Origin of the sequence: Streptomyces diastatochromogenes (assembly GCF_002242805.1) — a bacterium.
Lineage (GTDB): Bacteria > Actinomycetota > Actinomycetes > Streptomycetales > Streptomycetaceae > Streptomyces > Streptomyces diastatochromogenes.
Map to the genome: position 1 here is coordinate 66,300 of NZ_MCGQ01000004.1, position 22,698 is coordinate 88,997.

26 protein-coding genes are annotated in these 22,698 nt (G+C 69.7%); 16 read left to right on the top strand and 10 right to left on the bottom strand.

Annotated elements, in window-relative coordinates; translation table 11 throughout:
• Together BEK98_RS01760 and BEK98_RS01765 are read right to left on the bottom strand one after the other, a co-directional pair.
• Positions 1–1,422, bottom strand: a complete 1,422-nt coding sequence (locus tag BEK98_RS01760; RefSeq protein WP_094214537.1) for a sugar transferase — start codon at positions 1,420–1,422, stop codon at positions 1–3.
• Positions 1,419–2,651, bottom strand: a complete 1,233-nt coding sequence (locus BEK98_RS01765) for a glycosyltransferase (RefSeq protein ID WP_094214538.1) — start codon at positions 2,649–2,651, stop codon at positions 1,419–1,421. The genes BEK98_RS01760 and BEK98_RS01765 overlap by 4 nt, the downstream gene beginning before the upstream one ends.
• 340 nt (positions 2,652–2,991) lie before the next feature.
• On the opposite strand from BEK98_RS01765, the gene BEK98_RS01770 reads away from it, so the two are divergent.
• The 8 genes from BEK98_RS01770 (at position 2,992) to BEK98_RS01805 (ending at position 8,155) form a co-directional block, all read left to right on the top strand.
• The gene (locus BEK98_RS01770; RefSeq protein WP_094214539.1) at positions 2,992–3,231 is read left to right on the top strand and encodes a chaplin; all 240 of its coding nucleotides are present in this window, start codon (positions 2,992–2,994) and stop codon (positions 3,229–3,231) included.
• A 168-nt stretch (positions 3,232–3,399) separates the two neighbouring features.
• Positions 3,400–4,281, top strand: a complete 882-nt coding sequence (locus BEK98_RS49785) for a hypothetical protein (protein ID WP_244201707.1) — start codon at positions 3,400–3,402, stop codon at positions 4,279–4,281.
• A gap of 235 nt (positions 4,282–4,516) precedes the next feature.
• On the top strand, positions 4,517–4,810 hold the full coding sequence (locus tag BEK98_RS01780; RefSeq protein WP_094214540.1) for a hypothetical protein: 294 nt from the start codon (positions 4,517–4,519) through the stop codon (positions 4,808–4,810).
• Positions 4,811–4,923: 113 nt separating this feature from the next.
• Complete coding sequence (locus BEK98_RS01785) at positions 4,924–5,424, top strand: DUF5949 family protein (RefSeq protein ID WP_094214541.1); 501 nt, start codon at positions 4,924–4,926, stop codon at positions 5,422–5,424.
• The gene (locus tag BEK98_RS01790; protein ID WP_094214542.1) at positions 5,424–6,008 is read left to right on the top strand and encodes a vitamin K epoxide reductase family protein; all 585 of its coding nucleotides are present in this window, start codon (positions 5,424–5,426) and stop codon (positions 6,006–6,008) included. Before BEK98_RS01785 ends, BEK98_RS01790 begins: the two co-directional genes overlap by 1 nt.
• A gap of 132 nt (positions 6,009–6,140) precedes the next feature.
• Positions 6,141–6,653 (top strand): hypothetical protein, encoded by a 513-nt coding sequence (locus tag BEK98_RS01795; RefSeq protein ID WP_094214543.1) that lies wholly within the window; start codon positions 6,141–6,143, stop codon positions 6,651–6,653.
• Positions 6,654–6,798: 145 nt separating this feature from the next.
• A complete protein-coding gene (locus tag BEK98_RS01800) occupies positions 6,799–7,305 on the top strand; it encodes a tyrosinase cofactor (protein ID WP_094214544.1) in 507 nt (168 codons plus the stop codon).
• On the top strand, positions 7,289–8,155 hold the full coding sequence (locus BEK98_RS01805; protein ID WP_094214545.1) for a tyrosinase family protein: 867 nt from the start codon (positions 7,289–7,291) through the stop codon (positions 8,153–8,155). Before BEK98_RS01800 ends, BEK98_RS01805 begins: the two co-directional genes overlap by 17 nt.
• A 108-nt stretch (positions 8,156–8,263) precedes the next feature.
• On the opposite strand, the gene BEK98_RS01810 is transcribed toward BEK98_RS01805, so the two are convergent.
• Positions 8,264–8,563, bottom strand: coding sequence for a chaplin (locus tag BEK98_RS01810; protein WP_094214546.1), 300 nt, complete (start codon positions 8,561–8,563; stop codon positions 8,264–8,266).
• A gap of 185 nt (positions 8,564–8,748) precedes the next feature.
• Between BEK98_RS01810 and BEK98_RS01815 the strand changes: the two genes are divergently transcribed.
• A complete protein-coding gene (locus BEK98_RS01815; protein WP_094214547.1) occupies positions 8,749–9,354 on the top strand; it encodes a DUF2087 domain-containing protein in 606 nt (201 codons plus the stop codon).
• Positions 9,355–9,439: 85 nt separating this feature from the next.
• Here the strand turns inward: BEK98_RS01815 and BEK98_RS01820 are convergent, their stop codons facing one another.
• Positions 9,440–10,399, bottom strand: a complete 960-nt coding sequence (locus tag BEK98_RS01820) for a D-2-hydroxyacid dehydrogenase family protein (protein ID WP_094214548.1) — start codon at positions 10,397–10,399, stop codon at positions 9,440–9,442.
• 205 nt (positions 10,400–10,604) lie between these two features.
• Between BEK98_RS01820 and BEK98_RS01825 the strand changes: the two genes are divergently transcribed.
• Positions 10,605–12,662 (top strand): hypothetical protein, encoded by a 2,058-nt coding sequence (locus BEK98_RS01825; protein ID WP_094214549.1) that lies wholly within the window; start codon positions 10,605–10,607, stop codon positions 12,660–12,662.
• A 121-nt stretch (positions 12,663–12,783) separates the two neighbouring features.
• On the top strand, positions 12,784–13,245 hold the full coding sequence (locus tag BEK98_RS01830) for a GNAT family N-acetyltransferase (RefSeq protein ID WP_094214550.1): 462 nt from the start codon (positions 12,784–12,786) through the stop codon (positions 13,243–13,245).
• Between the two features lie 212 nt (positions 13,246–13,457).
• On the opposite strand, the gene BEK98_RS01835 is transcribed toward BEK98_RS01830, so the two are convergent.
• Entirely contained in the window at positions 13,458–13,655 is a 198-nt protein-coding gene (locus tag BEK98_RS01835) for a hypothetical protein (protein WP_094214551.1), read from the bottom strand.
• Positions 13,656–13,705: 50 nt separating this feature from the next.
• Positions 13,706–14,461 (bottom strand): GntR family transcriptional regulator, encoded by a 756-nt coding sequence (locus BEK98_RS01840; RefSeq protein WP_094214552.1) that lies wholly within the window; start codon positions 14,459–14,461, stop codon positions 13,706–13,708.
• 78 nt (positions 14,462–14,539) lie between these two features.
• On the opposite strand from BEK98_RS01840, the gene BEK98_RS49790 reads away from it, so the two are divergent.
• The 5 genes from BEK98_RS49790 to BEK98_RS01875 all read left to right on the top strand — a co-directional run bounded on the left by BEK98_RS49790 (position 14,540) and on the right by BEK98_RS01875 (position 18,320).
• Positions 14,540–14,818, top strand: coding sequence for a hypothetical protein (locus BEK98_RS49790; RefSeq protein WP_094214553.1), 279 nt, complete (start codon positions 14,540–14,542; stop codon positions 14,816–14,818).
• A gap of 523 nt (positions 14,819–15,341) precedes the next feature.
• Positions 15,342–15,566 carry a hypothetical protein gene (locus BEK98_RS01860; RefSeq protein ID WP_094214556.1) on the top strand — a complete coding sequence of 75 codons (225 nt, stop codon included), beginning with the start codon at positions 15,342–15,344 and terminating at the stop codon, positions 15,564–15,566.
• A gap of 8 nt (positions 15,567–15,574) precedes the next feature.
• Entirely contained in the window at positions 15,575–16,306 is a 732-nt protein-coding gene (locus BEK98_RS01865) for a GntR family transcriptional regulator (protein WP_094214617.1), read from the top strand.
• Complete coding sequence (locus tag BEK98_RS01870) at positions 16,303–16,605, top strand: hypothetical protein (RefSeq protein ID WP_094214557.1); 303 nt, start codon at positions 16,303–16,305, stop codon at positions 16,603–16,605. Before BEK98_RS01865 ends, BEK98_RS01870 begins: the two co-directional genes overlap by 4 nt.
• Before the next feature lie 485 nt (positions 16,606–17,090).
• The gene (locus BEK98_RS01875; RefSeq protein ID WP_244201708.1) at positions 17,091–18,320 is read left to right on the top strand and encodes a DNA sulfur modification protein DndB; all 1,230 of its coding nucleotides are present in this window, start codon (positions 17,091–17,093) and stop codon (positions 18,318–18,320) included.
• A 741-nt stretch (positions 18,321–19,061) separates the two neighbouring features.
• Here BEK98_RS01875 and BEK98_RS01890 read toward each other — a convergent pair.
• The 4 genes from BEK98_RS01890 to BEK98_RS01905 are packed head-to-tail and all read right to left on the bottom strand — an operon-like array spanning position 19,062 to position 22,476.
• Positions 19,062–19,568 carry a hypothetical protein gene (locus BEK98_RS01890; RefSeq protein ID WP_094214559.1) on the bottom strand — a complete coding sequence of 169 codons (507 nt, stop codon included), beginning with the start codon at positions 19,566–19,568 and terminating at the stop codon, positions 19,062–19,064.
• Positions 19,569–19,626: 58 nt separating this feature from the next.
• Positions 19,627–20,262, bottom strand: a complete 636-nt coding sequence (locus BEK98_RS01895) for a hypothetical protein (RefSeq protein ID WP_244201709.1) — start codon at positions 20,260–20,262, stop codon at positions 19,627–19,629.
• Entirely contained in the window at positions 20,259–21,245 is a 987-nt protein-coding gene (locus BEK98_RS01900; protein WP_094214561.1) for a nucleotidyltransferase family protein, read from the bottom strand. The genes BEK98_RS01895 and BEK98_RS01900 overlap by 4 nt, the downstream gene beginning before the upstream one ends.
• Positions 21,246–21,294: 49 nt before the next feature.
• Positions 21,295–22,476 (bottom strand): nucleoid-associated protein, encoded by a 1,182-nt coding sequence (locus BEK98_RS01905; protein ID WP_094214562.1) that lies wholly within the window; start codon positions 22,474–22,476, stop codon positions 21,295–21,297.
• Positions 22,477–22,698: the final 222 nt, after the last annotated feature.

The following is a 22,698-nucleotide window of genomic DNA, read 5'->3' on the forward strand; positions in this document are numbered from 1 at the left end:
TCAGCTCCCCGTGGAACGCACGAGCGCGGCCGCGGTGCGCAGCAGGATGCAGACGTCCTGCCACAGCGACCAGGTGTCGATGTAGGCGTTGTCGAAGCGGGCCCGGTCCTCGATGGAGGTGTCGCCGCGCAGGCCGTTGATCTGGGCGAGGCCGGTGATGCCGGTCCGCATGCGGTGACGGGCCGCGTAGCCGGGATGGACCCGGCTGAACCGGGCGACGAAGTACGGCCGTTCGGGGCGCGGACCGACCAGGCTCATGTCGCCCCGGAAGACGTTCCACAGCTGGAGCAGCTCGTCCAGCGAACTCATGCGCAGGAAGCGGCAGAAGCGGCTCATCTCGGGCTCGCCCGCCACGCTCCACCGGGTCGCCGCCTCGTGCTCGTCGACCGGGCGGTGGGTGCGGAACTTCATCAGCGTGAAGGGGCGCCCGTTCCTGCCGATGCGCTCCTGCCGGAAGACGACCCCGGGCCCGTCGGTGAGCCTGAGCACGGCCGCGCACAGCAGCAGCGCCGGGCCGGCCAGCACCAGCAGGGTCCCGGACACCACCACGTCCAGCAGCCGCTTGCCGAGGCTGCCGCGCCGCCGGTTGCCCAGGTCCAGGCGGCGTACGGAGTACCCGGCGAGCTGGTCGCGCATCTCGTACGACGGGCCGTCCGCGTCCACCTCCCACACCGTGCAGCCCGACTCGACCAGCGCCCGCAGCAGCGGACCCTTCTGGGCGGGCACGGCCGGGTCGACGGTGAGCACGACCCGTACCCCGTTCTGGATGAGCGCCCGCTCCACCTCCTCGCCGGTGCTGAGCACGGGCAGCCCGCCCCTGCCGTCGGGGCGCTCGGCGACGACACCCACCGGCCGCACCCCGCAACGCGGGTGCCGCAGCAGCGCGGCGGCCACCCGCTGCGCGGTGCCGGCGGGGCCGATGACCAGGGCCGTACGCGGGTGGCGCAGCAGCACCGCACGGCGCCGCCAGTACACGCAGCCGCGCGCCGCGCAGTCCGCCGCCGCGTGCACCGCCCAGCCGAGCAGCAGGGTGCGGGCGGTCAGTGCGCGGCCGGGGTTGTAGGCGGCGAGCAGGGCGGCGGCCGAGAGCCAGGCGACCGCGATCCGGCCGCAGACGGCGGGCAGTTCGTCGAGCACGCCGGGGAGTGCCCGGGACGAGCGCGGGCGCAGGACTATCGCTCCCAGCACCAGTGCGACGACCAGCGACAGCCGGCGGCTCGCCTCGTCCAGGGTGACCGCGCCCGCCAGTGCGGCGAGCAGATCGGCGACGAGCAGCGGCAGGGGCGAGGCGGACCGCGCGGGCCGCCGCCGCGCCGGGAACCGGAAGCTGCCGGCGGGGCGGGCCGGCCTGACCGAGACGGGTGAGGATCCGTGGTCCCACGGCTGCGCGCCGGGGGAGGGGACGGTGCTGTCCGCAGTCACGAGTGGATGGACTCCCTGCACTCGGAGGGCACGGGCGGGCGTGTTTCCCTGTTCGCCTCCGGGGCGCCGGAGGCTGTGCCGAGGAGCACGCGGTAGAGGTCCGCGACCCGCTCGGCGGTGTGCCGCACGTCGTGCGTGGACCGGACGTGACAGCGCCCCTGGTTGCCGAGCGACGCGCGCAACGGTGCGTCGGGCAGCAGCGCGGCGACGGCCCCGGCCAGCGCCTCGGGATCCTCCGGCGGGACCAGACAGCGGGCCGCGAGCGCGGGCGGCAGGCTCTCGCGGGCGCCGCCCACGTCGGTGAGCACGACGGGCCGCCCGCAGGCCAGCGCCTCCAGCGGGGCGAGAGCCATGCCCTCCCAGCGCGAGGGCAGGACCACCAGGTCGGCGGCCCGGTACCAGGGCACGGGGTCGGCCACGGCGCCGGTGAAGTGGACGGAGGGGTGGGCCCGTTCAGCCAGCGTGGCGCGGTCGGGTCCGTCGCCGACCAGCACCAGCCGGGCGCCCGGCACCGCGCGCAGCACCCGCTCCCAGGCCCGCAGCAGCACGTCCTGGCCCTTCTGCCGGCACAGCCGTCCGACGCAGACCACGAGCGGCGCCGCCGGGTCGAGGCCGGGCAGCAGGGCGGCGCGGTCGGGTGCTGTGAGGGCGGGGGAGGAGCCGCGTGCGGCGGGGGCGGGGGCGGGGGAGAAACGTTCTAGGTCGATGCCGTTGGGAATCACCGCGTAGGCGGCGCTCACCCCGGCGCCCACGCCGGTCGTGCGCTCTGCCTCGCTGACGCACACCACCCGGTCGGCCCACCGCGCCCCCCACCGCTCCCAGCGCCGGGCGAGGGCGGCGGTGGTCCCGCCGACGGCCTCGAACGACCAGGCGTGCGGCTGGAACACGGTCGGGATGCGCCCGCGTACGGCGAGCCGGGCGGCGAGCCCCGCCTTGGCGCTGTGTGCGTGCACCAGTTCGGGCCGTACCTCGTCGATCAGCCGTGCGAGCCGCCGTACCTCACCGGCCAGCCCCGGACCCGGCGACCGCCCGGCCCGCCACTCGTGGACCCCGGCGCCCAGGTCCCGCAGGCCCGCGGCGAGTTCGCCGCCGGGGCAGCCGGCCGTGACCCGCAGACCGGCCGCGAGCTGGGCTTGGGCGAGGTCCAGCACGACCCGGGCGACCCCGCCGTCGACGGGTTGCGCTAGGTGCAGGACCCGCGGCCGGAAGACGGGTGCTGACTGGTGCATTCGGGGGTTACCTCGCTCACGGGGGGCGCTCGGGGCTGCGGGTGGTACGCGCGTCGTGCCTGCGCGCCCACGGCGACGGAAGAGCGCGCCGGCCCACGACGCGTCCCGGTGGGAAACGAGCCGGAAGCCCCGCTGGTCACACCGCGCGGATCGTGGATCTCCCTACGCCATGCGCCGGATCGCGTCCGCATCCGCCGGAGCGCGCCCTTCGCCAGGCGCGACGGGCGCACGACCACGGGACATCACCCCATTGGCGGCACAACCCCGGGGAGCGCGGAGCGTTGACACAGCGCCGGGCATCCCGCCCGGATGTTGTGTCGATCTCAAGGAGCACCTCTCCATGTCGCGTATCGCGAAGGGTCTGGTCCTGACCTCCGCCGCCATCGCGGCCGTCGCCGGCGGTGCCGGTGTGGCCTCCGCCGACTCCGGCGCGAACGGCGTCTCCACCGACTCGCCGGGCGTGGCGTCGGGCAACGTCATCCAGGTCCCGGTCCACGTGCCGGTCAACGCCTGCGGCGACACCGTGGACGTCATCGCTCTGCTGAACCCGGCGTTCGGCAACAAGTGCGGCAACGACTGACGTCGGGACGCAGCTCTTCGGCCGGCCGTCCGCCCGCGCTTCGTCCGCGGGCGGGCGGCCGGTTCCGGTCTCCCCCGGATGGTTCACTGCGGGTATGTGAGCGGTTGCGGAACGTCATGGCGGGTTCAACGGTGGGCACAGGCCCCTGCCCCACCGAAAGGAACCCCCATGCGTGTGCTGCCCCCGCGGCGTCTCGCGTCCACCACCCTCTGCGCCGCCCTCCTGGTCGGCATCGCCGGCCCGGCCGCCGTCGCCGCCGACTCGGCCCGGGAGCGCACCCACGCGAGCTCCCACGCGTCCGTCCCCGGCGCCGACACGTTGCTCGCCCAGGTCAGATCCCTGCGTGACGTCGACCCGGTTCTCAACCCGGTCGTCGACCTGCTCGACCAGTCCCTCCAGAAGGGCCGTCTGACCCCCGACCAGGCCCGGAAGCTCGGCGACGCGGCGAAGGAAGCCGTCGCCAAGGCCGCAGGGATGGCGCCCACGACCCCTGCGACGCCGACGACTCCGGCCACGCCGACGACCCCGGCCACGCCGACCACTCCGGCGACTCCTACGACCCCGGCGACGCCGACCACGCCGGCGACTCCCACGACCCCGGCGACGCCCACCGCTCCGGCCACGCCGAGTACGGCGGCTTCTCCGAGTACGTCGAACACACCCAGTACGGCGGCCTCGCCGAGTGCGTCAGCCTCTCAGAGCCAGCCCCCCGCCCCGTCCCTGCCGGCCACCCCGAGCACGCCTGCCACGCCGAGTGTGCCCGCGGCGCCGAACGTGCCCGCCGCCTCGTCCGGGTCCCTGCTGACCACGTTCGCCAAGAGTGACGTCAAGGTGCCCCAGGCCCGCGACCTCACCGACGACCTGAACAACGCGATCGACGCGCTGCTCAAGGCCGTCACCTCCAACCTCGACGCGCTGCTGGCGACCGCCACCGGAGTCGTGAGCGGCCTCGTCGACCTGATCACCTCGACCCTCGACGGCCTGTCCCTGCCGCTGTCCCTGCCCAGCCTGCCCAGCCTGCCGGCGGACCCGTCGCTGCCCACCGGGTGACCCACGCGATTCCCGCGGCCTCAGCCGTCGTGTCCGTCGTACGTATCCGTCGGGCACGGCGGCTGAGGGCTGTTCACCCTGGCTGTTCATCACGGCTGTTCACGGCGGAAAGGGGATAGCGCGGGAAGGGGATCTCATATGTCTTCTCGGCGCGGGGTTTCCGGCCCGGAGGGAACTCGTTAGGCACGGCGTCAGAATCCCTGGGGTGACGTGAGTTGCCGAAGAAAGGAACACGATGAAGTCCCTGAAGGCTGCCGCTGTCGTTGCCGGTTCCGTGGCCCTCGCCGGCGTCGCCGCGCCCGCGTTCGCCGCCCACAGCACCGCCGACCTGACGCCCACCAGCCTCAACGGCGCCGTGAACACGCTCACCAAGGGCGGCTTCACCCTGAAGGACGTCATGCCGCTGCAACACCAGTCGGACGCGCTCGACACCGAGAACAAGGACTCCGTGCTCAACACCGTCAAGGGCGCCACCGCTGCCCTGAACCAGCACAACCCGCTGCTCGGCGGCTTGCCCCTGCAGAGCTGAGGTTCGAGGCGGTTCGAGGCCTCTTCCCTCGATCGTGTGGAGCGGTCCCGGGCGCTGGGCCGGAAGGGTGAGAGCCGCCGGGCCGCGCCACACCCCGTCGATAAGGTCGCGCGGTGACCTCAACCTCAAGCGAAACCAGCCCCTTCCGTGCCCCCGCACTCGGCACGCTCGTCGTCCTGGCCTGGAGCGGCGAGGCACCCGACGGCAGCGACATGCCCTACCTGCTGGCCTACTCCCTCGGGGACGCCGAGGGCGGTCCGGAGGCCACCGCCGCCGCGGTCGAGCAACTGCTGGTGGGCAACGGCCTGCCGGTCGGCGGCGCGCTCGTCGACGGCACCACCAAGCCCAGCCTGCCCGTCACCCTGCTCGTCGAGGCCGGCCAGGCCGTCCTCAACATGCCGCAGCTGGTCGCCCAGGCCGACGCGCCGCCGGAGTGGCTCGCCGCAGTCGCCGAACGCGGCTACGCCTACCTCGTCTTCACCACCCGCGCCTGGCCCGAGGGCGAGCCCGGCCAGCCCGTCGAGCCCGCCGCGCTGGCCGCCTTCGCCGGTGCCGAGGAGACCCTGACGTCCGCCGCACACGTCGTCCTGCCGGCCCGCAGCCTGCGCCGCTGATGCCCCGGACCCTGGCCGGCGGCAGGGGGTTCGGGCTGCTGCTGGTGATCACCGGGGCGGCCGGACTGCTCGCCTCCTGGGTCATCACCCTGGACAAGTTCAAGCTGCTGGAGAACCCGAACTTCGTCCCCGGGTGCAGCCTGAACCCGGTGGTGTCCTGCGGCAGCGTGATGAAGAGCGACCAGGCTTCGGCCTTCGGGTTCCCCAACCCGATGCTGGGCCTGGTGGCCTACGGCATCGTCGTCTGCGTCGGCGTGAGCCTGCTGGCCGACGCCAGCTTCCCCGGCTGGTACTGGCTGCTGTTCGAGGCCGGGTGCCTGTTCGGGGTGGGTTTCTGCTCCTGGCTGCAGTTCGAGTCGCTGTACCGGATCAACGCGCTGTGCCTGTGGTGCTGTCTGGCGTGGGTCGCCACGATCCTCATGTTCTGGTACGCCACCTCACTCGTCGTCAGAAACGGGTTCCTGCCCGCCCCCGGATGGCTCAGGAACTTCTTCGCGGAATTCACCTGGGTGCTTCCGCTCCTGCACATCGGTGTCATCGGAATGCTCGTCCTGACGCGATGGTGGGACTTCTGGACCAGCTGATGAGTGATGAGCTGAAGAGTGACGAGCAGACAATTGCTGCACCCGGGCGAAATGTGCGCTGGTGCCGTTTTCCGGCTCGTTACGCGGTACGGACGTCGAACCCTCCGCATCCTGAAAGGGCCCGTACCTGACATGAAGTCGACCACCCGAGGAACCCTTGCCGCCGTCGTCACGGGCGTCGCGGCCGCCGTGGGGGCCGCCGCCCCCGCCGCCGCGGTCGGCACGGTCCCCGTCCCCGTACCGCTGGACGGCGTCTCCAAGTCCCTGAACATGGAGGTGCCCAAGCTCGGTCTGGAGGTGCCGCTGCTGAAGCCGGGCGCCCCCGAAGGGCCGCGGTACGTCACCGGCCGGCTTCTGCCCGATCGGACGCTGCCCCAGCTGCCGGTGACCGGCAGCCTGCCCGGCGCGGACCTGAGGGCACCCGTGCCGCACGTCCTCGGCGACGACTTCGACCACGTCGGCGTCGGCGCCCCCGCCTCCGACCTGCGCACCCTCGGCCCCGGCCTGGCACTGGACGCCCCCCTGACCGCGCCCAACCCGGAGAACTTCGGCCTCCCGGACCTCAAGCTCCCGCAGGCCGGCGTCGTCGCCCCGGTCCTGCAGACCGTCCCCGGCGCCGATCTGGGCCTGGGCCCGGGCCTGTAGCCGGCGGTCGATCTCGGCCTCGACCCGGGCCTGTAGCTCGCGCTACGGAGGTCGTCGTACCCACCGGATGGCCCTGTGGCGGTGACCCCGTCCGCGTTCCGTCGGTTATCCCTACGGATATCCGATCCCGGACGAGGAGTGAGCGATGGTCATCGGTGCCGGTGGCGTGGCGGTGGGTGCGGAGCAGCAGGTCAGAGCGGGTGCGGGGAGAGTGACGCGGAGGGAGGTGACGCGAGGGCTGCTGGCCTCGGTCGCCGCCCTGGCGCTGGCGCCGGTCGTCGCCGCCTCGCGCCCCGTACCCTCCGCGGACGGCCCCGAGGGCGCCTCCTTCGACGAGACCTACCGGGGCCGCCGCATCCAGGGCTCCCTGCTGACGCCACTCACCGGACGCGCCGCGCCCGGAGGCGAAGGCGAAGGCGAATGGCAGGTCACCGTCGACGGCCGCCCGCTGCACCTGATGCGCCGGGCCGACGGCACCTGGCTGAGCATGGTCGACCACTACAGCTCGTACCCCACCCCGCTGGCGGCGACCCGCGCCGCCGTCGACGAGATGGGCCCCGGCCAGCGACTGCGCGACCTCGCCCCGGGCCCGGTCGGCGGGTCACCGGCGGAACATATGCACATGGAGGGCGAGCATGGCGTACGTGCGTAAGGACGTCAGCACGCTCACCCGCACCGAGCGCCGGCGGTTCGTGAACGCCCTGCTGGAGCTCAAACGGCGCGGTGAGTACGACGAGTTCGTGCGCCTACACATCGACTACTACACCTCCGACGGCGAGGCCGGCCTGCGCACCGCCCACATGGCTCCCTCCTTCCTGCCCTGGCACCGCAGGTTCGTGCTGGATCTGGAACGGGCGCTGCGCCGCGTGGACTCCTCGGTGACGATGCCGTACTGGAACTGGACCCGGGACCGTACGACGACGTCCGTGCCCTGGACGAACGACCTGCTCGGCGGCAACGGGCGGCGCTCCGACCGGCAGGTGATGACCGGCCCGTTCGCCTACTCGGCGGGGCACTGGACCATCAAGGAGGGGATCACCGACGGCCGGTTCCTCACCCGGGACCTGGGCCGCCCCGCCTCCCCCCTCGAGCTGCCCACCAGGAGCCAGCTGCAGTGGGCCCTCGACGACCCCGTCTACGACGTGCGGCCCTGGGACTCCACGGTCCCCCGGGGTTTCCGCAACAAGCTGGAGGGCTGGGGGAGCGGCAGCGGCAGCGCCTCCTTGCGCAACCACAACCGGGTGCACCGCTGGGTCGGGGGCGTGATGCTCGGCGGCGCCTCCGTCAACGACCCGGTGTTCTGGCTGCACCACACCTTCCTGGACCTGCAGTGGTACCGGTGGCAGCGCGCCCACAGCAGCCACCGCTACCTGCCCGCGGAGCCGCCCGGCCTCGGCGACCCGCAGCACGAACGGATCGTCGCCCGGCACCAGAAGCTGCCGCCCTGGGACGTGACGCCGGACGGGCTGGAGGACATGAGCCGGATCTACCGGTACGCGTGAGCCGCGTGACGGCAGTCGTGTGACGGCAGTTCGCTCACGGCAGGCGTGTCACGACATGGGAAGAGCCCCGGCGCTCGAGGTGCCGGGGCCCTGCCCTGTGTGCTCGGATCAGCTGCCGTAGGTGCTGCCGTAGTTGCCGGGGCCGGGGGTGCCGGGGGTCTTGCCTTCGGCGGGGTTGGCGCAGCCGTTGCCGAAGGCGGGGTTCAGCAGGCCGATGACGTCGACCGTGTTCCCGCACAGGTTCACGGGAACGTGGACGGGAACCTGGACCAGGTTGCCGGACAGGACGCCGGGCGACTCGGCGGTTCCGCCCTGGGCACCCGCGTCAGCAAGGGCCAGACCGGCCCCGCTGATCACCACGGCACCGGCGCCGAGAGCGATGGCGGCTGCCTTCGCGATGCGAGACATTACGTTCTCCTTTTGTTGCTCGACGAGCGCGCGGCGGCAGGACCAGCCACCGCACTTCCCGTTCAACGGCGGGGCGTGGGGCTGGTCACGGCGATCAGCGGCGGATCACCCTTTCAACAAGGGCGGCGGCGCAGGCCGGCGTTAATGGGAGGCGGTGCGCGCGACCGCCCCCCTACCCTCCGGCCATGACCACCGAATCCGCACCTGACACCGATACCGGCACAGAACCCGACACCGATACCGACACCGACACGACCGAGCAGGCCCGGCAGCTGATCGGGCTGCTGGCCGAGGAGAGCCGGCTGCGCACCCTCGCGGCGGTGGCGCTGGGCGCGGACAGCCCCGAGCGGATCGCCGAGACGGCCGGACTGTCGGCGAAGGACACGGCACTGGCGCTGCTGCGGCTGCGCGAACAGGGTGTGGTGACGGCGGACGGCGCGCAGGGCGGACTGGCCGTCTCCTACGGCCTGTTCCGCGGGCTGGCCCGACGGGAGCGGCCGGCGGCACGGTCCGGGGCCGGACCGGACGCCGTCCTGGACACCTTCGTGCGGGACCGGCGGCTGGTACGGCTGCCCGCTCAGTGGACCCGTAAGAAGCTGGTGCTACGGCACATCGCCGAGCAGACCTTCGAGCCGGGCGTCGAGTACCCGGAACGGGTCGTCAACGAGCGCCTGCGGGCCTGGTGCGAGGACTCCGACGAGATCGACCATGTGACGCTCCGGCGCTATCTGGTGGACCTCCACCATCTGCACCGGAGCGAGGGGATCTACCGGCGCCCGGACGTCGGTTGACGGGGGATCGGGCGGCCGTCTGTATGCGTCGGCTGACAGGGGATCGAGCGGTCGTCCGCATGCGGGGAGACCGTGTGACGGAGCCTCAGGGCAGTCGTCGTACCGGAGCACCCGCGAGGTAGGCCTGGATGTCCTCCACCGCCTGGCCGTAGTACGTCGTGTAGTTGGCCCGGGAGACATAGCCGAGGTGGGGCGTGGCCAGGAGGCGGGGTGCGGTGCGCATCGGGTGGTCCGCGGGGAGCGGCTCGACGTCGAAGACATCGACACCGGCGCCCGCGATCCGGCCCTCGTGGAGCGCGGCCAGCAGGGCGTCCTGGTCCACGATCGCCGCGCGGGAGGTGTTGACCAGGTAGGCGGTCGGCTTCATCAGGGCCAGTTCGGCGGCGCCGACCAGGCCCCGGGTGCGGTCGCCGAGGGCCAGGTGGACGGAGACGAAGTCGCTGGTGGCCAGCAGGTCCTCCTTGGAGGCGGCGAGTTCCACGCCCACCTCCGCGGCCCGCTCCTTGGTCAGGTTCTGGCTCCAGGCGCCGACCCGCATGCCGAAGGCGAGCCCGACCCGTGCCACCAGGCTGCCGATCTTCCCGAGCCCGAGCAGACCGAGCCGGCGGCCGTGCAGGTCGGCGCCGACGGTGGACTGCCAGGGCCCGCCGGAGCGCAGCGCGCCGCTCTCCTCGACGATCCCGCGGGCCAGACCCAGCAGCAGCGCCCAGGTCAGCTCCACGGGAGGGGTCGACGAACTCGCCGTACCGCACACGGTGACGCCGTGCGCCTCGGCGGCGGCGTAGTCGATGACGCTGTTGCGCATCCCGGAGGCGACGAGCAGCTTCAGCCGCGGGAGACGGGCGATCAGCGAGCCCGGGAACGGGACGCGTTCGCGCAGGGTGACGACGATGTCGTAGTCGGCGAGGGCCGTGGCGAGGGCGTCCTCGCCGTCGAGGTGCTCGCGCAGTGCGACGACCTCCACCTGCTCCTCGATCACCGACCAGTCGGCCGACTCGGTGGCCGCACCCTGGAAGTCGTCCAGCACCGCGCAGCGAAGTCGCACGTCGTCTCTCCCCTCTCTCCCGTCCCGGCGGCGACTGTACCGGCCGGCCGGGAGCATGAGCCGGGCACCGTACCCCGGCCAAACGGAACGTGAACCCTTTCTTTCTGTCTGGTGTACAACTCTTCACCCTCTTCTTACGTCGAACCGGTGAACAGCGGCGTTTGCCCCGGCGCGCGCACACGATCCCGGAAGAGGAATCCTGACCATGACGATCCGTCGGTTGTGTGGTGTCCTGCGCGTGCGCGGGGCCGCCGACCTGCTCCTCGTACTCCTGCTCGGTGCCGGCTTCGCCGCGCTGCCCGTCTTCGCGCTGCTGCCGTCCCTGTGGGGCTTCGCCGCGGCGTCGGCGGTGACGTATCTCGTGGACGAGGTGCTGCACTCCAGGGCTCCGGGCTTCGTGCGCAGGCTGGCGACGCTGCAGCTCACCCGCCCGCTGCGGTTCGCCGTCCGCACGGTGATGGTGCTCGCCCTGGCCAGCCGGATGGACGCGCCGGACGAGGTGCTGGTCGCCGCGCTCGCCGTCTTCAGCGCCCACTTCGCGCTGATGATGCTGTACACGGCGGTGCATCACGCCGTCCGCAGGCGCCGGGTGCTGCCGCTGGTCGTCCGCAACCTCGACATGAGCGGGCTGCCCGTCCCGAAGCAGCCGCCCGCCGTCCTCTACCGGCGCTTCCTGCGCAAACTCCTCCACCTGGACCTGCCGGCCCACGCCGGCCTCCTGGCCGCGCTGGCCGCCGGAACCTGGGGTCCGGCGTACGCCGGCTTCGCGCTCACCGTCGGCGTGACCGTGGCGGGCGTCCTCGCGCTGCTGGGCCAGTACCGCAGGGTCCGCCGTATGCCCGCCCGGGACGAGGTGTTCGCCGAGGTCAACCGCCAACTCGCCGGATACCGCCCCGAGGTGGCGCTGTACTTCAGCTTCGCCTCCGTCTCCCGCGACTTCATGTACCAGGTCAACATGTGGATCGAGACGCTGGAGCAGCTCGACCTGCGCCCGGTGATCATCCTTCGGGAGCGGGCCTCGTTCCGCTATCTCAGCCGCACCTGGATCCCGGTGGTCTGCGTCCCCAAGGCCGACGACCTGGCCGAACTCGAGCTGTCCGACGTCCGGGTCGTCCTCTACCCGGGCAACGCGGGCAAGAACGTGCACATGCTGCGGGTGGCCGAGGCCAAGCACGTCTTCATCGGCCACGGCGACAGCGACAAGCTCGCCAGCAGCAACCGGGTCAGCAAGGTGTACGACGAGATCTGGGTGGCCGGCCGCGCCGGCCGCGACCGCTACCAGCGCGTACGGCACGCCATCAGCGACAGCGCCATCGTCGAGGTGGGCCGCCCGCAGCTGTCCCCGATCCGCCTGCACGCCGAGCACACGCCCGGCCCGCTCCCCGTCGTCCTCTACGCGCCGACCTGGGAGGGCTGGAGCGACGACGACTGCCACACCTCGCTGATCCCGATGGGCGTGCCCCTGATCGAGAAACTCCTCGCGGAGAACGTCCGGGTCATCTACAAGCCGCACCCGCTCACCGGCAAGCGCTCCGCCGAGGCGGCCGCGGCCGACAAGGCGATCCGCGAGCTGCTGCGGGCCGACAACGAACAGCGCGGCGCAGCGGAGGCGCAGACCGCGGTAGCCGAGGCCAAGCCCCGGCTGCAGGAGATACAGGCCCGCCTCGACGAACTGGCCGGCCGGCTCGGCGGCGACGACGCCGAGCAGCTGCGCGAGTCCCGGGTGCCCGACCGCGCGGGGGCGGCCGAGTGGCAGGAACTGCGCGCCGAGTGGCACCGGATCTTCTGGGAGACCCGGGGTCCGGTCCGCCACAACGTGATCCTCAAGCAGTTGCCGTCGTTGTACGAGTGCTTCAACCAGGCGGACATCCTCATCAGCGACGTCTCCTCGGTGGTCGCCGACTTCGTGGCCAGCCTCAAGCCGTACGTCCTCACCAACGCCCAAGACCTCCCGGACGACGACTTCCGGGCCACCTACACCACCGCCGGCGGCGCCTACCTCCTCGACCGCGACTGCACCCGCCTCCCCGAGATCCTGAACGCGGTCCGCCCCCCGCACACCGACCCGATGACCCTCGACCGCCGCACCCTCAAGGAGTACGTCCTGGGCCCGGACCACCCGACCTCCATGGAACGCTTCAACGCGGCGGCGAACGCGTTGGCGGAGCGGGCGGCGGCGGAGCGGGCGGAGAGGGAGTCGGAGGGGGGTGGGTCGGGGGGTGCCTCGGGAGGTGCTTCGGGGGGTGCGGAACTGGCGGCCTGAGCGGAGGTTGAGCCGTATCCGAGGCTGCGTCAATCCTGGTCGGTGGGCAGTAGGCATCGAGGAGCTCGTATCGGGAACTATGGCGGGACCGTGCAGTTCGGCGCGCGATAGCCTGGCGATCATGGCGGACTGGGAGATACGGCCGGCTTCGGTGGCGGACCTCGAGCCGGCGGTCGAGCTGCGGGCCGTGGTGATGCGGCCGGATCTGGAGCGGCTCGGGCGGTACGACGAGCACCGGGTGCGGCAGCGGCTGCGGGACGGGTTCGTGCCGGCGCACACCTCGGTGATCGAGGTGGGCGGCACGTTCGCCGGCTGCGTCGCACTGCGACCGGCCGAGGACGCCCACTGGCTGGAGCACTTCTTCCTGGCCCCGCACCTGCAGGGCAGCGGCATCGGCGGCGCCGTGCTGCGAGAGCTGCTGGAGCGGTGCGACCGCGAGGGCACCCTGGTCCGACTGAACGTGCTGCAGGGGAGTCCGGCTCGGCGGCTGTATGAGCGGCATGGGTTCGTTCTTGAGTCCGAGGATGCGGTGGACGTGTATATGACGCGCGAGCCGGCCTCGGTTGCGTCGGCCGCGTCCTGAGCGTTCTGACCTTGCTGGGCAGCAAAAGCCCTCCCGGGCGGGCGGGCGAGGGGTGGCGACCCGGCAAACTCGAACCTGCGGCCAAGGGCTTAGAAGGCGCTTTGGGTGTTTGCCTGCAATCGGCCCCTGACCTGGGCAGCTACCCGTTCAGCTGGCGGCTTGTCACCTGCCGTCGACACGCATTCGACACGGCCCAGAGCCCACTGCGGCCTCTACGGCCGCCGATAGGCCGAGGGGTCGACACCTGCTTCGGGCTCCCTCGTGAAGGTCACGTAGGCGGGGTACTCAGGGTCTCCCACCTGCATGAGGGCGAAGAGATCCAGGTCATGATTCGCGAACCTGTGGAGGTACTGGAGGAACAGCTCCATCTCCTCGTCCGACAGCCGCTCATCGTGCCTCTCATTGCGCATGCGGTCACGATACGAGCCGAGGGATACGACCTTGACGCGGAGCTGTCCCGCTAGCGGTTGATGGGGATCTCGTAGACGATCTCGCAGTGGGCGGCGGGCACCACGATGTCCGCCGTCTCCACGGGCCGTCCCTGATCGCTGTAGTACGTCCGCTGGATATGCGTGACGAGCGCGGCCTTTTGGATGCCCAGGAGCGACGCCTCCTCGGCGCTCGCCTGCCTCGGCTCCGGCTGCTCCACGGCATGGCTGACGGTGACGCCGATCGCGGCCATGCGGTTCACGACCCCCGCCCCGGCGTGCGGCCCTCCCTCCGGGAGGACGACGAGCGTGCCGGCGGTGAGGTCGTACGGCTCCCAACTCGTCGACAGCTGCACCGGCCTGCCGTCGGCCAGGAACTCGTACGAAGTCCGCACGCACAGGTCGCCCTCGGCGATGCCGAGCCGCGCCGCGATGTCCGCCGGAGCCGGCACCTTGGCCTCGGTCCGGCTCTCCCAATCCCCTTGCCTGCCGACGGCCTTCATGTCCGCCCGGAACGGCGACCCGTCGGGCTGCTCACGCGCGGACGAACGGACCACCCGCACCCGCTGCCGGGGCTCGGCGACGTACGTACCCGAACCAGCGCGGCCCTCCAGCACACCCTGGGAGATCAGCAACTCCTGAGCCCGGCGGACCACGTTCTCGCCCACCCCGCACTCCTGGCCGATCTGGGTGCGGGAGGGCAGGCGGTCCCCGGGCTCCCATACATGCTCCGCGATGCGCCGCCGGAGTTCGTCAGCGATGCGGAGATAGGGCGGCTGCTCAGGCATATGGAAAATCTAGTCCACTAGCTCTAATCTAGTTAACTAGCTTCACTCAAAGTGATCGCCGGTGACGGAGGCTGCCCTGTGCCCGCTTCGGGAGTTAGCGCGGCGGCCATCGCTGCCCGGCTGTCCGCCGTCGGGCTTCCCGCGCGCGTGGAGGAGCACGCCCGGTACACGTCAGTCGAAGCAGAGGTGCCGGAATCGCTCTCCGCCGAGTCATGGCGGGAGGTTCTGGAAGTGGTGGCCGAGGCCGATCGGTTCGGCCTCCTCGCCACCAGCTTGAACGGCCGCACCCTCTGGGCGGTCGTACGCAAAGCGGTCCCCACGACGGGCGTTGTCGGGGGACCGAGCCATCAGCGATAGGAGCTGAGCAGCGTGCTCAACCGTATCCGCCGTGCCGTCTCGCTCACCAGAGCGCGGTACTTCCCCAAGGGCAGGCACCGCCTCCCCTTAACGCCCTCCCGGCCGCCGGCCGCCCCCGCCTACCTTGCGTCCGCTGACGCGTCGACGGTCCTCCTGGACCGGGCTTCCGACACCGCGAACCACCGACACCCGCTCAGGGGTGAGGAAAACGCGATCGTCCGCCCGTACGTGCTGACTTGGGAGGAACGAGTACGGCCACGCGCGGTGGTAGTCGCTTCCCACCTGCCCGCTGAGGCCTGGTCGTCCCTCGTGGGGGTCCGCTGATGCCCCCTAGCCAACAGCCCTACATCACCGACGCCTCAGCCGTCGCCTACCGGTCGACCGCCTGCCGTATCGGTACACACCTTGCCTGCGCGGAGTCCTCCCCGGTCTCCGCACCGGTCGACCTGCCGGTTGTCTACGAGACGTGCGCATGCCCGTGTCACTCGGCGTCCGACCAGTCCACGCCCGGGGAGGTGGAGCGGTGAGCGGCCGGGCGCCCGGCGGCGCGCTGGTAGCCAACATCGAGGTCAGCGCGGCCACCGTGCAACGCGGCGACATCATCCAACTCGGTGGCCGGGCCTACCGAGTGAGAGACCTCTTCCAACTCCCCCAAGGCGCCAAGCAGCTCCTCTTCGAGTCGGGAGAGCTGCTGACCATACATACGCGAACTCGGCTCGTAGCCGTACGGATGCTGAGAGGGCGGTGATCGGGTCCGTGTCTTCCCGCCACCACGACATCGCCGACGACCTCCGGCACCAGATCACGACCGGCCGCATCAAGCCCGGTGAACGTCTTCCGTCCGAAGCCGGCCTGGCCGACCGGTACGAGGTCAGCACGGTGACGCTACGGAGTGCCCTCGCGGTACTTCAGAGGGAAGGCTTCGTCGAGAAGATCCACGGCAAGGGGAACTTCGTTCGCCGTCCACTTCGCAAGATCATGTACGTCGGCGGATGGGGGACGCTGGACCCGTGGACCGCCGCTGAAGCGGCCCTGCGCGTCACCGTTCGCAGCACTACGGTTCAGGCCCACGGACATCTGGCCACCTTGCTGAAGGTGCCCACGGGCAGCTCTCTCACCGAGTTCTCCTGCGTCAGCCTTGCAGGGGGATCGCCGCACGGGCTGGCCCGCATCTACGTCCCGTGTGACCTGACGCCGGGCGCAGTGGTCGACGACGAGTCCTCGGGTCAAGAGGCGGTTACGAGATTCGCCGTCCTCGGTCCGCCGCCGGCTGCTGTTCGGGAGACGGTATGTGCCCGCCTACCGACACCGGACGAAGCATCCGCCCTCCGGATCGGCTCCACCGTGGCCGTCCTAGCAATCACACGCATCGCGACTGACTCCGCTGGGCGAGTCGTTGAAGCCGCGCTTCTGGTCTTCCCAGGGGATCGCGTCGACGCGGTCTTCGCCACCCACCACGTGATCGATGAGAGGCAGACGCAAGGATGACGGCACAGAGGGAGCTGCGGCTTCTCCCGTGGACGGGACCGGAGGGCAATCCCTGCTACCTGAACACGGACGACAGGGGCGGCTACATGTCCCGCTTGGCGGACAACATCGAAGCGGTACAGCTGGGAACGGCAGCCGAGCTGCTGGAGCATGCCTCGGACACCCTCGACGACCAGAACCAGGGTCTAGAGGACCTGCGACGGTTGGCCCAGGAACTGACCCGGGCGCTGCGAGACGTGCTCCGCGTCGCAACCAGCCGCGGTCTTCTCCTGACGATGAGCGACCCTCATCGCTTCTGAAGTGGACAGCTGCGCTTGACGGTCACGGCTTGTCCAGCACGGCGTAACCAGCCGGCTTGCTGATCAGCGGTCCCGCTAACCAGTGGGGCTGATGAAGCCCACGGTCCTGACCCGCTCAGGTGCCGTGGGCGTCGGGTTACTGCTGGCCTGAACTAGGCGAAAGACCGGCACAGTCCGTGGCTGGCCGGCGCCGTCCGGTGTGGTTGTCACGCAGTCAGACACACAAGCGCGACCGTCATGGCCTCAGTGGGTCAAGGCCTGCTCCTACGAGATGTGACGTTTCCGCGGACAACTGGCACGACTGAAGATGGCTCACCGCAGCCGTACATCCAGGGTAGTTATACCTACCGCAGTGCGAAAAGCATCGACTGCGGCAGAGGGTATGGAGGATTTTGGCCACCTCAGTTGACTCTCTGACAGCCCGTCCGATAGCGTCCCCGAACATGACGGTGCGTCAAAGGTGACGCCCGTGAAGGGGAGGGATCTTGAGCATCACCACGTCCTTGAGGCCGGTGACCACCGGCCTGCCTGTCGACCTCCGGGAGATCCGCAAGGGGGTCATGGCGAACGGCGTCATCGACTGCGAGAACCTGCTGGCGATCGTCAACGACCCCCAGGAGGTCGAGGACGCCGCCAAGCGCGCCCAGAAGGCTGGACAGCCGATCAGTGAGTACGCCCGCACGCGAGCCGACATCCAGCGGCTCATCGGCACTGCGAGCAGCAAGAAGGCCAAAAACGTCGGCGAGTACGCCGACTACATTGCGGCCGGTCTGCGAGGGGACTTCGACAACGCTTGGTCGCTGCCGCAGATCACCCTGTGGTCGCCGCGCCCGCTGGTCATCTCTGAGGATGGCTCGTCGGCCCTGCCGATCAAGGATGGCCTCTACGCTCTCGACAGCGAAACTCAGGTCACCGCCTGGCACCGGATCAAGAGGAACCCGGCGGCGTACGACCTGGCGGACTTCGACTTCGGCGCGATCCCGCTGTCGTTCGAGATCTTCCACGGCATCAGCGTCATGGCCGCCCGCCAGATCTTCCACGACCGCAACCTGAAGGGCGTTCCGGTCGACAAGTCCTTGGCCATGTCCATGGATGGCCGCGACTTTGGCACCACCGTGACGCGCAAGCTGATGGAGTCGCTGCAGGTGCCGCTCGGTGAGACCACGGTTCCGCTGTCCAGCCTGATTCTCACGGGCAAGCGCCAGGTCTCGGACAAGGCCGTGGAGTGGATGACGATGTCGGTCCTGCGGACCCTCGTCGCCACGGCAATGCTCGGCAAGGCCGGTATCCACGCCGCGTCGACCAGCATCGAGCACGAGGACATCCCCGCCAACAAGAGCGGCGACCGTCCGGACAAGGCCGTCGTCCAGCGCGAGGTCATGGAGATGGTGGGCGCGTTTCTCCAGGAGAACGCCGCGCTCTTCCATGCCAAGACTGCCATCACCGCCCCCGCCGTCGTGGCCGGCCTCGGCGCGACCATGAACCGCGCCATGTCCTGGAGCGCGGACCCGCTGCCCGAGGGCCTCACCCTGGAGCGCCTGCTGGAGGGTATCCAGTGGGAGCGGGAGGCGAAGTACTGGAGCGGTGTCGCGGCCAAGGTGACCGACCGGGGCGTCTCCTGGGCTGGCGGCGCCCGTGACTCCGGCCACAAGGTCTACGACGCGCTGAACCACCCGGAGAGCGACACGGGTAAGCAGATCCGCGGACGGTTCTAGCTTCGCTCTCGCGAAAGGATTGAGATCCGTCGGCTAGGCGTACCGAGGTGCGAAATCCTGGCGCCGCCACGCAAGTGGAGTCGGCCCCTGACCAGCAAGTTTGGCCAGGGGCTGATCTCGTTTCGGCCTGGGATTCGTTGCTGTGCTTCCCGGCCCCCCTCGTTCAGCGACCCTCGTGGCACGACTCGATGACCTGACCACAACTGAGGTGTGGTTAGTAGCCGGTCTACTGATCACCGGTCCCGCCGACCAGCGGGACTGACGAAGCCCACGGCTCTGAGCTGCTCAGAGCCGTGGGCTTCTGTCGTTGTTGGTTGGTGTCGGGTGGCCTCGGACGGCCCAGAGACGGCCCGGGATGAGCACCGCTTTGAAAGCTGCCGTTGATGTCACTCGTGGACGTCAGCGGAACAGCTTTGGGAAGAGGCAGATCTCCAGCGGCTTGCCCGGCCGGTCAGCCCAGCCCCACCAGACATGTCGACCGGCACACCGCCACAGCGTCCGACAAGTCCGCCGGGCATCATCCTTCCGCTTGGTGGGCTGCCGTGGACCTGGGGTACGGCAGCCTAGCCCGTCAACACAATGCTCCGGGCGGGTACTTCACCAGCTGCTCATCAGCAGCGCTCCACACCCACACCTCCGACTCCCTCCACAGGCAGGGCAGCTCTTCCACCGGCTGGGTAAACGGGTCCCCGTCTGGGCCGAGCAGTCGCTCCCCATTCAGGCCGTTGTGCCACTCCGTGATCACCGGGGCAAGTCGCCACGAGGCGTCGCCCACCAAGATCGCGCGCACCGCGCCAATTGGGCGTCCTCCCTCCGAGGAGGGCAGGCGCCACTCCCGCTCGTGCATCCACGCTGAGCCGTTCCCGTGCGCACGGCCCAGTGCTCCAGTCCGCATCTCTTAAACCGGGCGTAGCCGGCGTCAGGCACATACGCGACGGCGCCGCCTTCGAGTTTCAATAGGGTGGCGCGGCTGGTGACGATGCCCCAGGGCGAGAAGCGGCCCGTCTGAATGAGATGGCCGAGATGGTTCGGCGGGCTCTCCGAGAAGCACACGCACGCAGTCGTCGTGCCGAACGGGGCGAAGGCCCGAATACGCTCCTCGTGCAGGATCCGCTCCAGCCGTTGCTGCCCGGTCATCTGCCGTATCTCCTCAGGCACGCACTGGGGCCTGTCCCCGTTGCGGCCGGCGAAGTGGTACAGATCGTCGCTCTGCGCGGGGCCGACCAACCCCAGCTCCCACTGCGTCATAGCCTCCCCCTTAGGTCGTCCCAGCGATGCAGCTGGGCTGTCGCGCGAGAAAGCTTGCTCACTGGACTTCTGACGGTGATACGGAACCGGGCTGGGCGGGCAGCGACGGGCTGGTCGGGCTTGTTGCGGTCTGTTCGGCGAGCTTGCGGTAACCGGTCACGGTCAGGGCGCGCCATGCGCGGAAGAAGCCGTAGGCGATCACGATGCCGAGCACTGTGGCAGTGCAGAGAGTGAGCAGGCGGTGGTCGAAGGAGTAACGCAGCATGGCCAAGTCTGCAGTCAGAGCCAGAGCAAGGCAGTTGAAGAGCCAGCCGCGGCAGATGCGCATGCGGGAGCGCGCGTAGTCGGCTCGGGCGACCAGGACGGGGAAGGCGGCCAGCTGTAGCCGCGCCGCGGCGTAGGCACTGTTGGTGGGAAAGAAGCGACTGCGCAGGCGGCGGCGGTACGGGGTGAGAATCGTGTCCGCAGCTCGGTCGAGAAGGATGCCAAGAGCGTAGGCTGCGGCGAGTGCCACTCCCGTGGCCGCTGACGAGCCAGCTACGGGCGCAAGTTTGGCTGTTGCTGCCGGCCCGATGAGGGCAATCAGCACAAGTACTGCCGCGGTGAGACCTCCGATGCCGATCACGAGGACCTCAACGAACATAGCAGTGGCTGCGACCAGCGCAGGAGATTCCGGCTGCGTTGAGTTCGTCATAGGGCGACCCCCCAAACCTGTGCCATGTCGGTGAGCATGTTGTCTGGTAGCTCGCCAGTGTCCCAGGCACTGCGAAGACGGTAGCGAGCATTGTTGGACAGCCGTTCAAAAATGATCAGACTCTCCGGTTGGCTGGCCAGCAGGTAGCGACCGTGCCTCAGAAAGTGAGCACTGTTGGGCCCGTAGTCGGTGTAGGCCCGTTCAATTCTGTCGCGGAAGCGTTCGGCGAACTGGGTCAGGTGTTCTCTGTAGCCGTCGGGGTCATCAATGGTCCGCGACAGGACGTCGATGACGTTGTAGGACAGCTCTGTGCTGAATGGGTGGTCGGTGAAGGTGCGGTAGACCTGCTCGACCACGTCGAGGAGCTGGTTACTGCGGGCGAGTTCGGGGTGCTGCGCCATGGCTTCTACCCCCCGTTCAACCTCGAGGTCGAACAGTTCGACCAGAGCGATCAGACGGTACAGCGAACGACTGACATCGGCTGGAGGTGCGGCACCGGGCTTGTAGAGAAGCTTGTGAGACATACGCGACCACAGGTCGACCGCCTCGGTACGTAGTTGGATCTCGCACTCGTAGGGCGTACCGTCGGGGTCCGCCTCGTTCCCGACCATGATGGCCTGGATGTGAAGGCGTGGATAGCGCAGACGGTCCTCATGACCGGGTGTGTGGCGGTCGTCCTGTACCTCGACGACGTCGAGACAACGTTTGATCTCGTCCAGGGCAGGGTCGAGGAGACCTCCATGGGGCACGACGACACGCACGCCAGCCTTGTCGGTGATCTGCTTCCACGGGTCGGTGTAGTTCTTGCGGTACACCTTCGTTTGGAAGCTGCTGACCTCCTTGGCTCGGGCGGTCACCTGACAGGTAACCCGCCGACGAGCAAGGTGCTCCTCGAGGTGGGTCTTCGTCGCCTCGACTGCCTCTTCGATCCGCGGCCGCTCCCGCTGGTAGCGCTGGAAGGCCTCCTCGACACTCAGAGACATGTGGACTCCGCCGGGTAGGCCAGGAAGATGCCGTCGCTGATGCCCATGCCTATGCCGATGACTGCTCGGTGCCCATGTTCGTCTGCATCGCTTGGGCTGGCACAGGGAGGACCCCCTCAAGCCCCGGAATCATCTCTGCCCGAGAAACGGGGTCTTCCGCACGGTTGACAGGTTTGGGCCGGCGGCCCGCCGCGGCACCGCTGCTGGCTTTGTCGAGGGTGGCGGTGACGGTGACTGTGGTCCGGCCGTCCCCGAGATCCTCCACGGTCACTGAGCCGTCCCTCACGGCCTCTAGCGGCGCGACGAGGAAGGCCCCGTTGGACAGGTCCACCCGCACCTTCTCCATCCGGTTGCCGATGAGATCGGTGTTCTTGTCGAAGGCACGGATCGGTACGTCGTTCTCCGCCAGGAACCCGGCGAAGTCGTCGCGGTGCGCTTCCTGCAGATGTGTTTGGATGAAGGCGTTGGGGTCCAGTGTCGGAGCAGCGCTCTGAAGCTCAACCATGACGGCCATGACATAGTCGACACGCACATCGGAGCTGGCGAAGCGGGTGTTGACCCAATCCATGGCCGTGTCATGGAAGCGGCGTGTGAGTTCCCTGGGGTCGTTCTGGTGCCGGCAGCCGAGGAACTTCTCGAGGAAGAAGCGGGCCACGTCCTTGCCCGATGTCTGGGGGTCGGCGGCCCAGCCCTGGAGCCTTGGCTCGGTGACCCCCTCTTCGGAGAAGAGGGCCACCTTGTACACCTTCGACTTCTCGGTGAACAAGAGGTTGGCGAAATACTGCATGTCAAAGGTCCGCAGCCCGTCGGCGAGAATCCCGTTCGCCTGCATGCCGGTTTCCTGCTCCAGCTTGACCATCAGAAGAGCTGGGTGACCGTCCAGGCGGGCAGCGGCGACCAGGAGTAGGCCTGCCGGGCTCTTCCCCGTCTGGCTGTCACGCAGTGCATGAGCGAGCTCACCGGAGACCTGCACGAGATCCTGTTCACCACTCAGAAAGGCCCGAACAGCGTCTGGCAGGGGCGACTTCAGCTCCGGGTCCTCCACGACCTCGCGTCCCAGGCGGTCGAGCACGTCACGGAGCTTCGACTGCAGAGCTGTACGCACGTCATCGTCGAATCGGCATACCGTCTCGCTGAGCTTGAGGGGAAGGGATTCCTCGTCTTTGGCGCGCTGAGGCACCTCGTGCACGATGGCCTGGTCAACGACAAGGTCTCCGAAGTCAGTCCGCACTTCCCACCCTACGCATCCCCGCCCGCACCCCCAGTGACGGACGTACTGTCGCCAGGCGCAATCCGGGGCGCTGAGGTCCCTGTCTGGCGCACACCTGTGCTGCATTGCCTCGCACGATTCACGACAGAGACCGCCGATTGCCTTGTCCGTGTCACATGCCGCAAACCGTGTCGCACATCGTAACGGGGTAGGCGGCAGATGCAGACGGACTATCAAGTTGGT

What these genes read in the sequence shown, in the direction of transcription:
- BEK98_RS01770 (WP_094214539.1), top strand. Translation starts at nt 2,992, where the DNA reads ATGTCGCGTATCGCGAAGGGTCTGGTCCTGACCTCCGCCGCCATCGCG.
- BEK98_RS01825 (WP_094214549.1), top strand. Translation starts at nt 10,605, where the DNA reads ATGACGATCCGTCGGTTGTGTGGTGTCCTGCGCGTGCGCGGGGCCGCC.
- BEK98_RS01890 (WP_094214559.1), bottom strand. Translation starts at nt 19,568, where the DNA reads ATGACGCAGTGGGAGCTGGGGTTGGTCGGCCCCGCGCAGAGCGACGAT.
- BEK98_RS01805 (WP_094214545.1), top strand. Translation starts at nt 7,289, where the DNA reads ATGGCGTACGTGCGTAAGGACGTCAGCACGCTCACCCGCACCGAGCGC.
- BEK98_RS01765 (WP_094214538.1), bottom strand. Translation starts at nt 2,651, where the DNA reads ATGCACCAGTCAGCACCCGTCTTCCGGCCGCGGGTCCTGCACCTAGCG.
- BEK98_RS01835 (WP_094214551.1), bottom strand. Translation starts at nt 13,655, where the DNA reads ATGCGCAATGAGAGGCACGATGAGCGGCTGTCGGACGAGGAGATGGAG.
- BEK98_RS01840 (WP_094214552.1), bottom strand. Translation starts at nt 14,461, where the DNA reads ATGCCTGAGCAGCCGCCCTATCTCCGCATCGCTGACGAACTCCGGCGG.
- BEK98_RS01895 (WP_244201709.1), bottom strand. Translation starts at nt 20,262, where the DNA reads ATGACGAACTCAACGCAGCCGGAATCTCCTGCGCTGGTCGCAGCCACT.
- BEK98_RS01815 (WP_094214547.1), top strand. Translation starts at nt 8,749, where the DNA reads ATGACCACCGAATCCGCACCTGACACCGATACCGGCACAGAACCCGAC.
- BEK98_RS01810 (WP_094214546.1), bottom strand. Translation starts at nt 8,563, where the DNA reads ATGTCTCGCATCGCGAAGGCAGCCGCCATCGCTCTCGGCGCCGGTGCC.
- BEK98_RS49785 (WP_244201707.1), top strand. Translation starts at nt 3,400, where the DNA reads ATGCGTGTGCTGCCCCCGCGGCGTCTCGCGTCCACCACCCTCTGCGCC.
- BEK98_RS01800 (WP_094214544.1), top strand. Translation starts at nt 6,799, where the DNA reads ATGGTCATCGGTGCCGGTGGCGTGGCGGTGGGTGCGGAGCAGCAGGTC.
- BEK98_RS01795 (WP_094214543.1), top strand. Translation starts at nt 6,141, where the DNA reads ATGAAGTCGACCACCCGAGGAACCCTTGCCGCCGTCGTCACGGGCGTC.
- BEK98_RS01790 (WP_094214542.1), top strand. Translation starts at nt 5,424, where the DNA reads ATGCCCCGGACCCTGGCCGGCGGCAGGGGGTTCGGGCTGCTGCTGGTG.
- BEK98_RS01870 (WP_094214557.1), top strand. Translation starts at nt 16,303, where the DNA reads ATGACGGCACAGAGGGAGCTGCGGCTTCTCCCGTGGACGGGACCGGAG.
- BEK98_RS01830 (WP_094214550.1), top strand. Translation starts at nt 12,784, where the DNA reads ATGGCGGACTGGGAGATACGGCCGGCTTCGGTGGCGGACCTCGAGCCG.
- BEK98_RS01780 (WP_094214540.1), top strand. Translation starts at nt 4,517, where the DNA reads ATGAAGTCCCTGAAGGCTGCCGCTGTCGTTGCCGGTTCCGTGGCCCTC.
- BEK98_RS01900 (WP_094214561.1), bottom strand. Translation starts at nt 21,245, where the DNA reads ATGTCTCTGAGTGTCGAGGAGGCCTTCCAGCGCTACCAGCGGGAGCGG.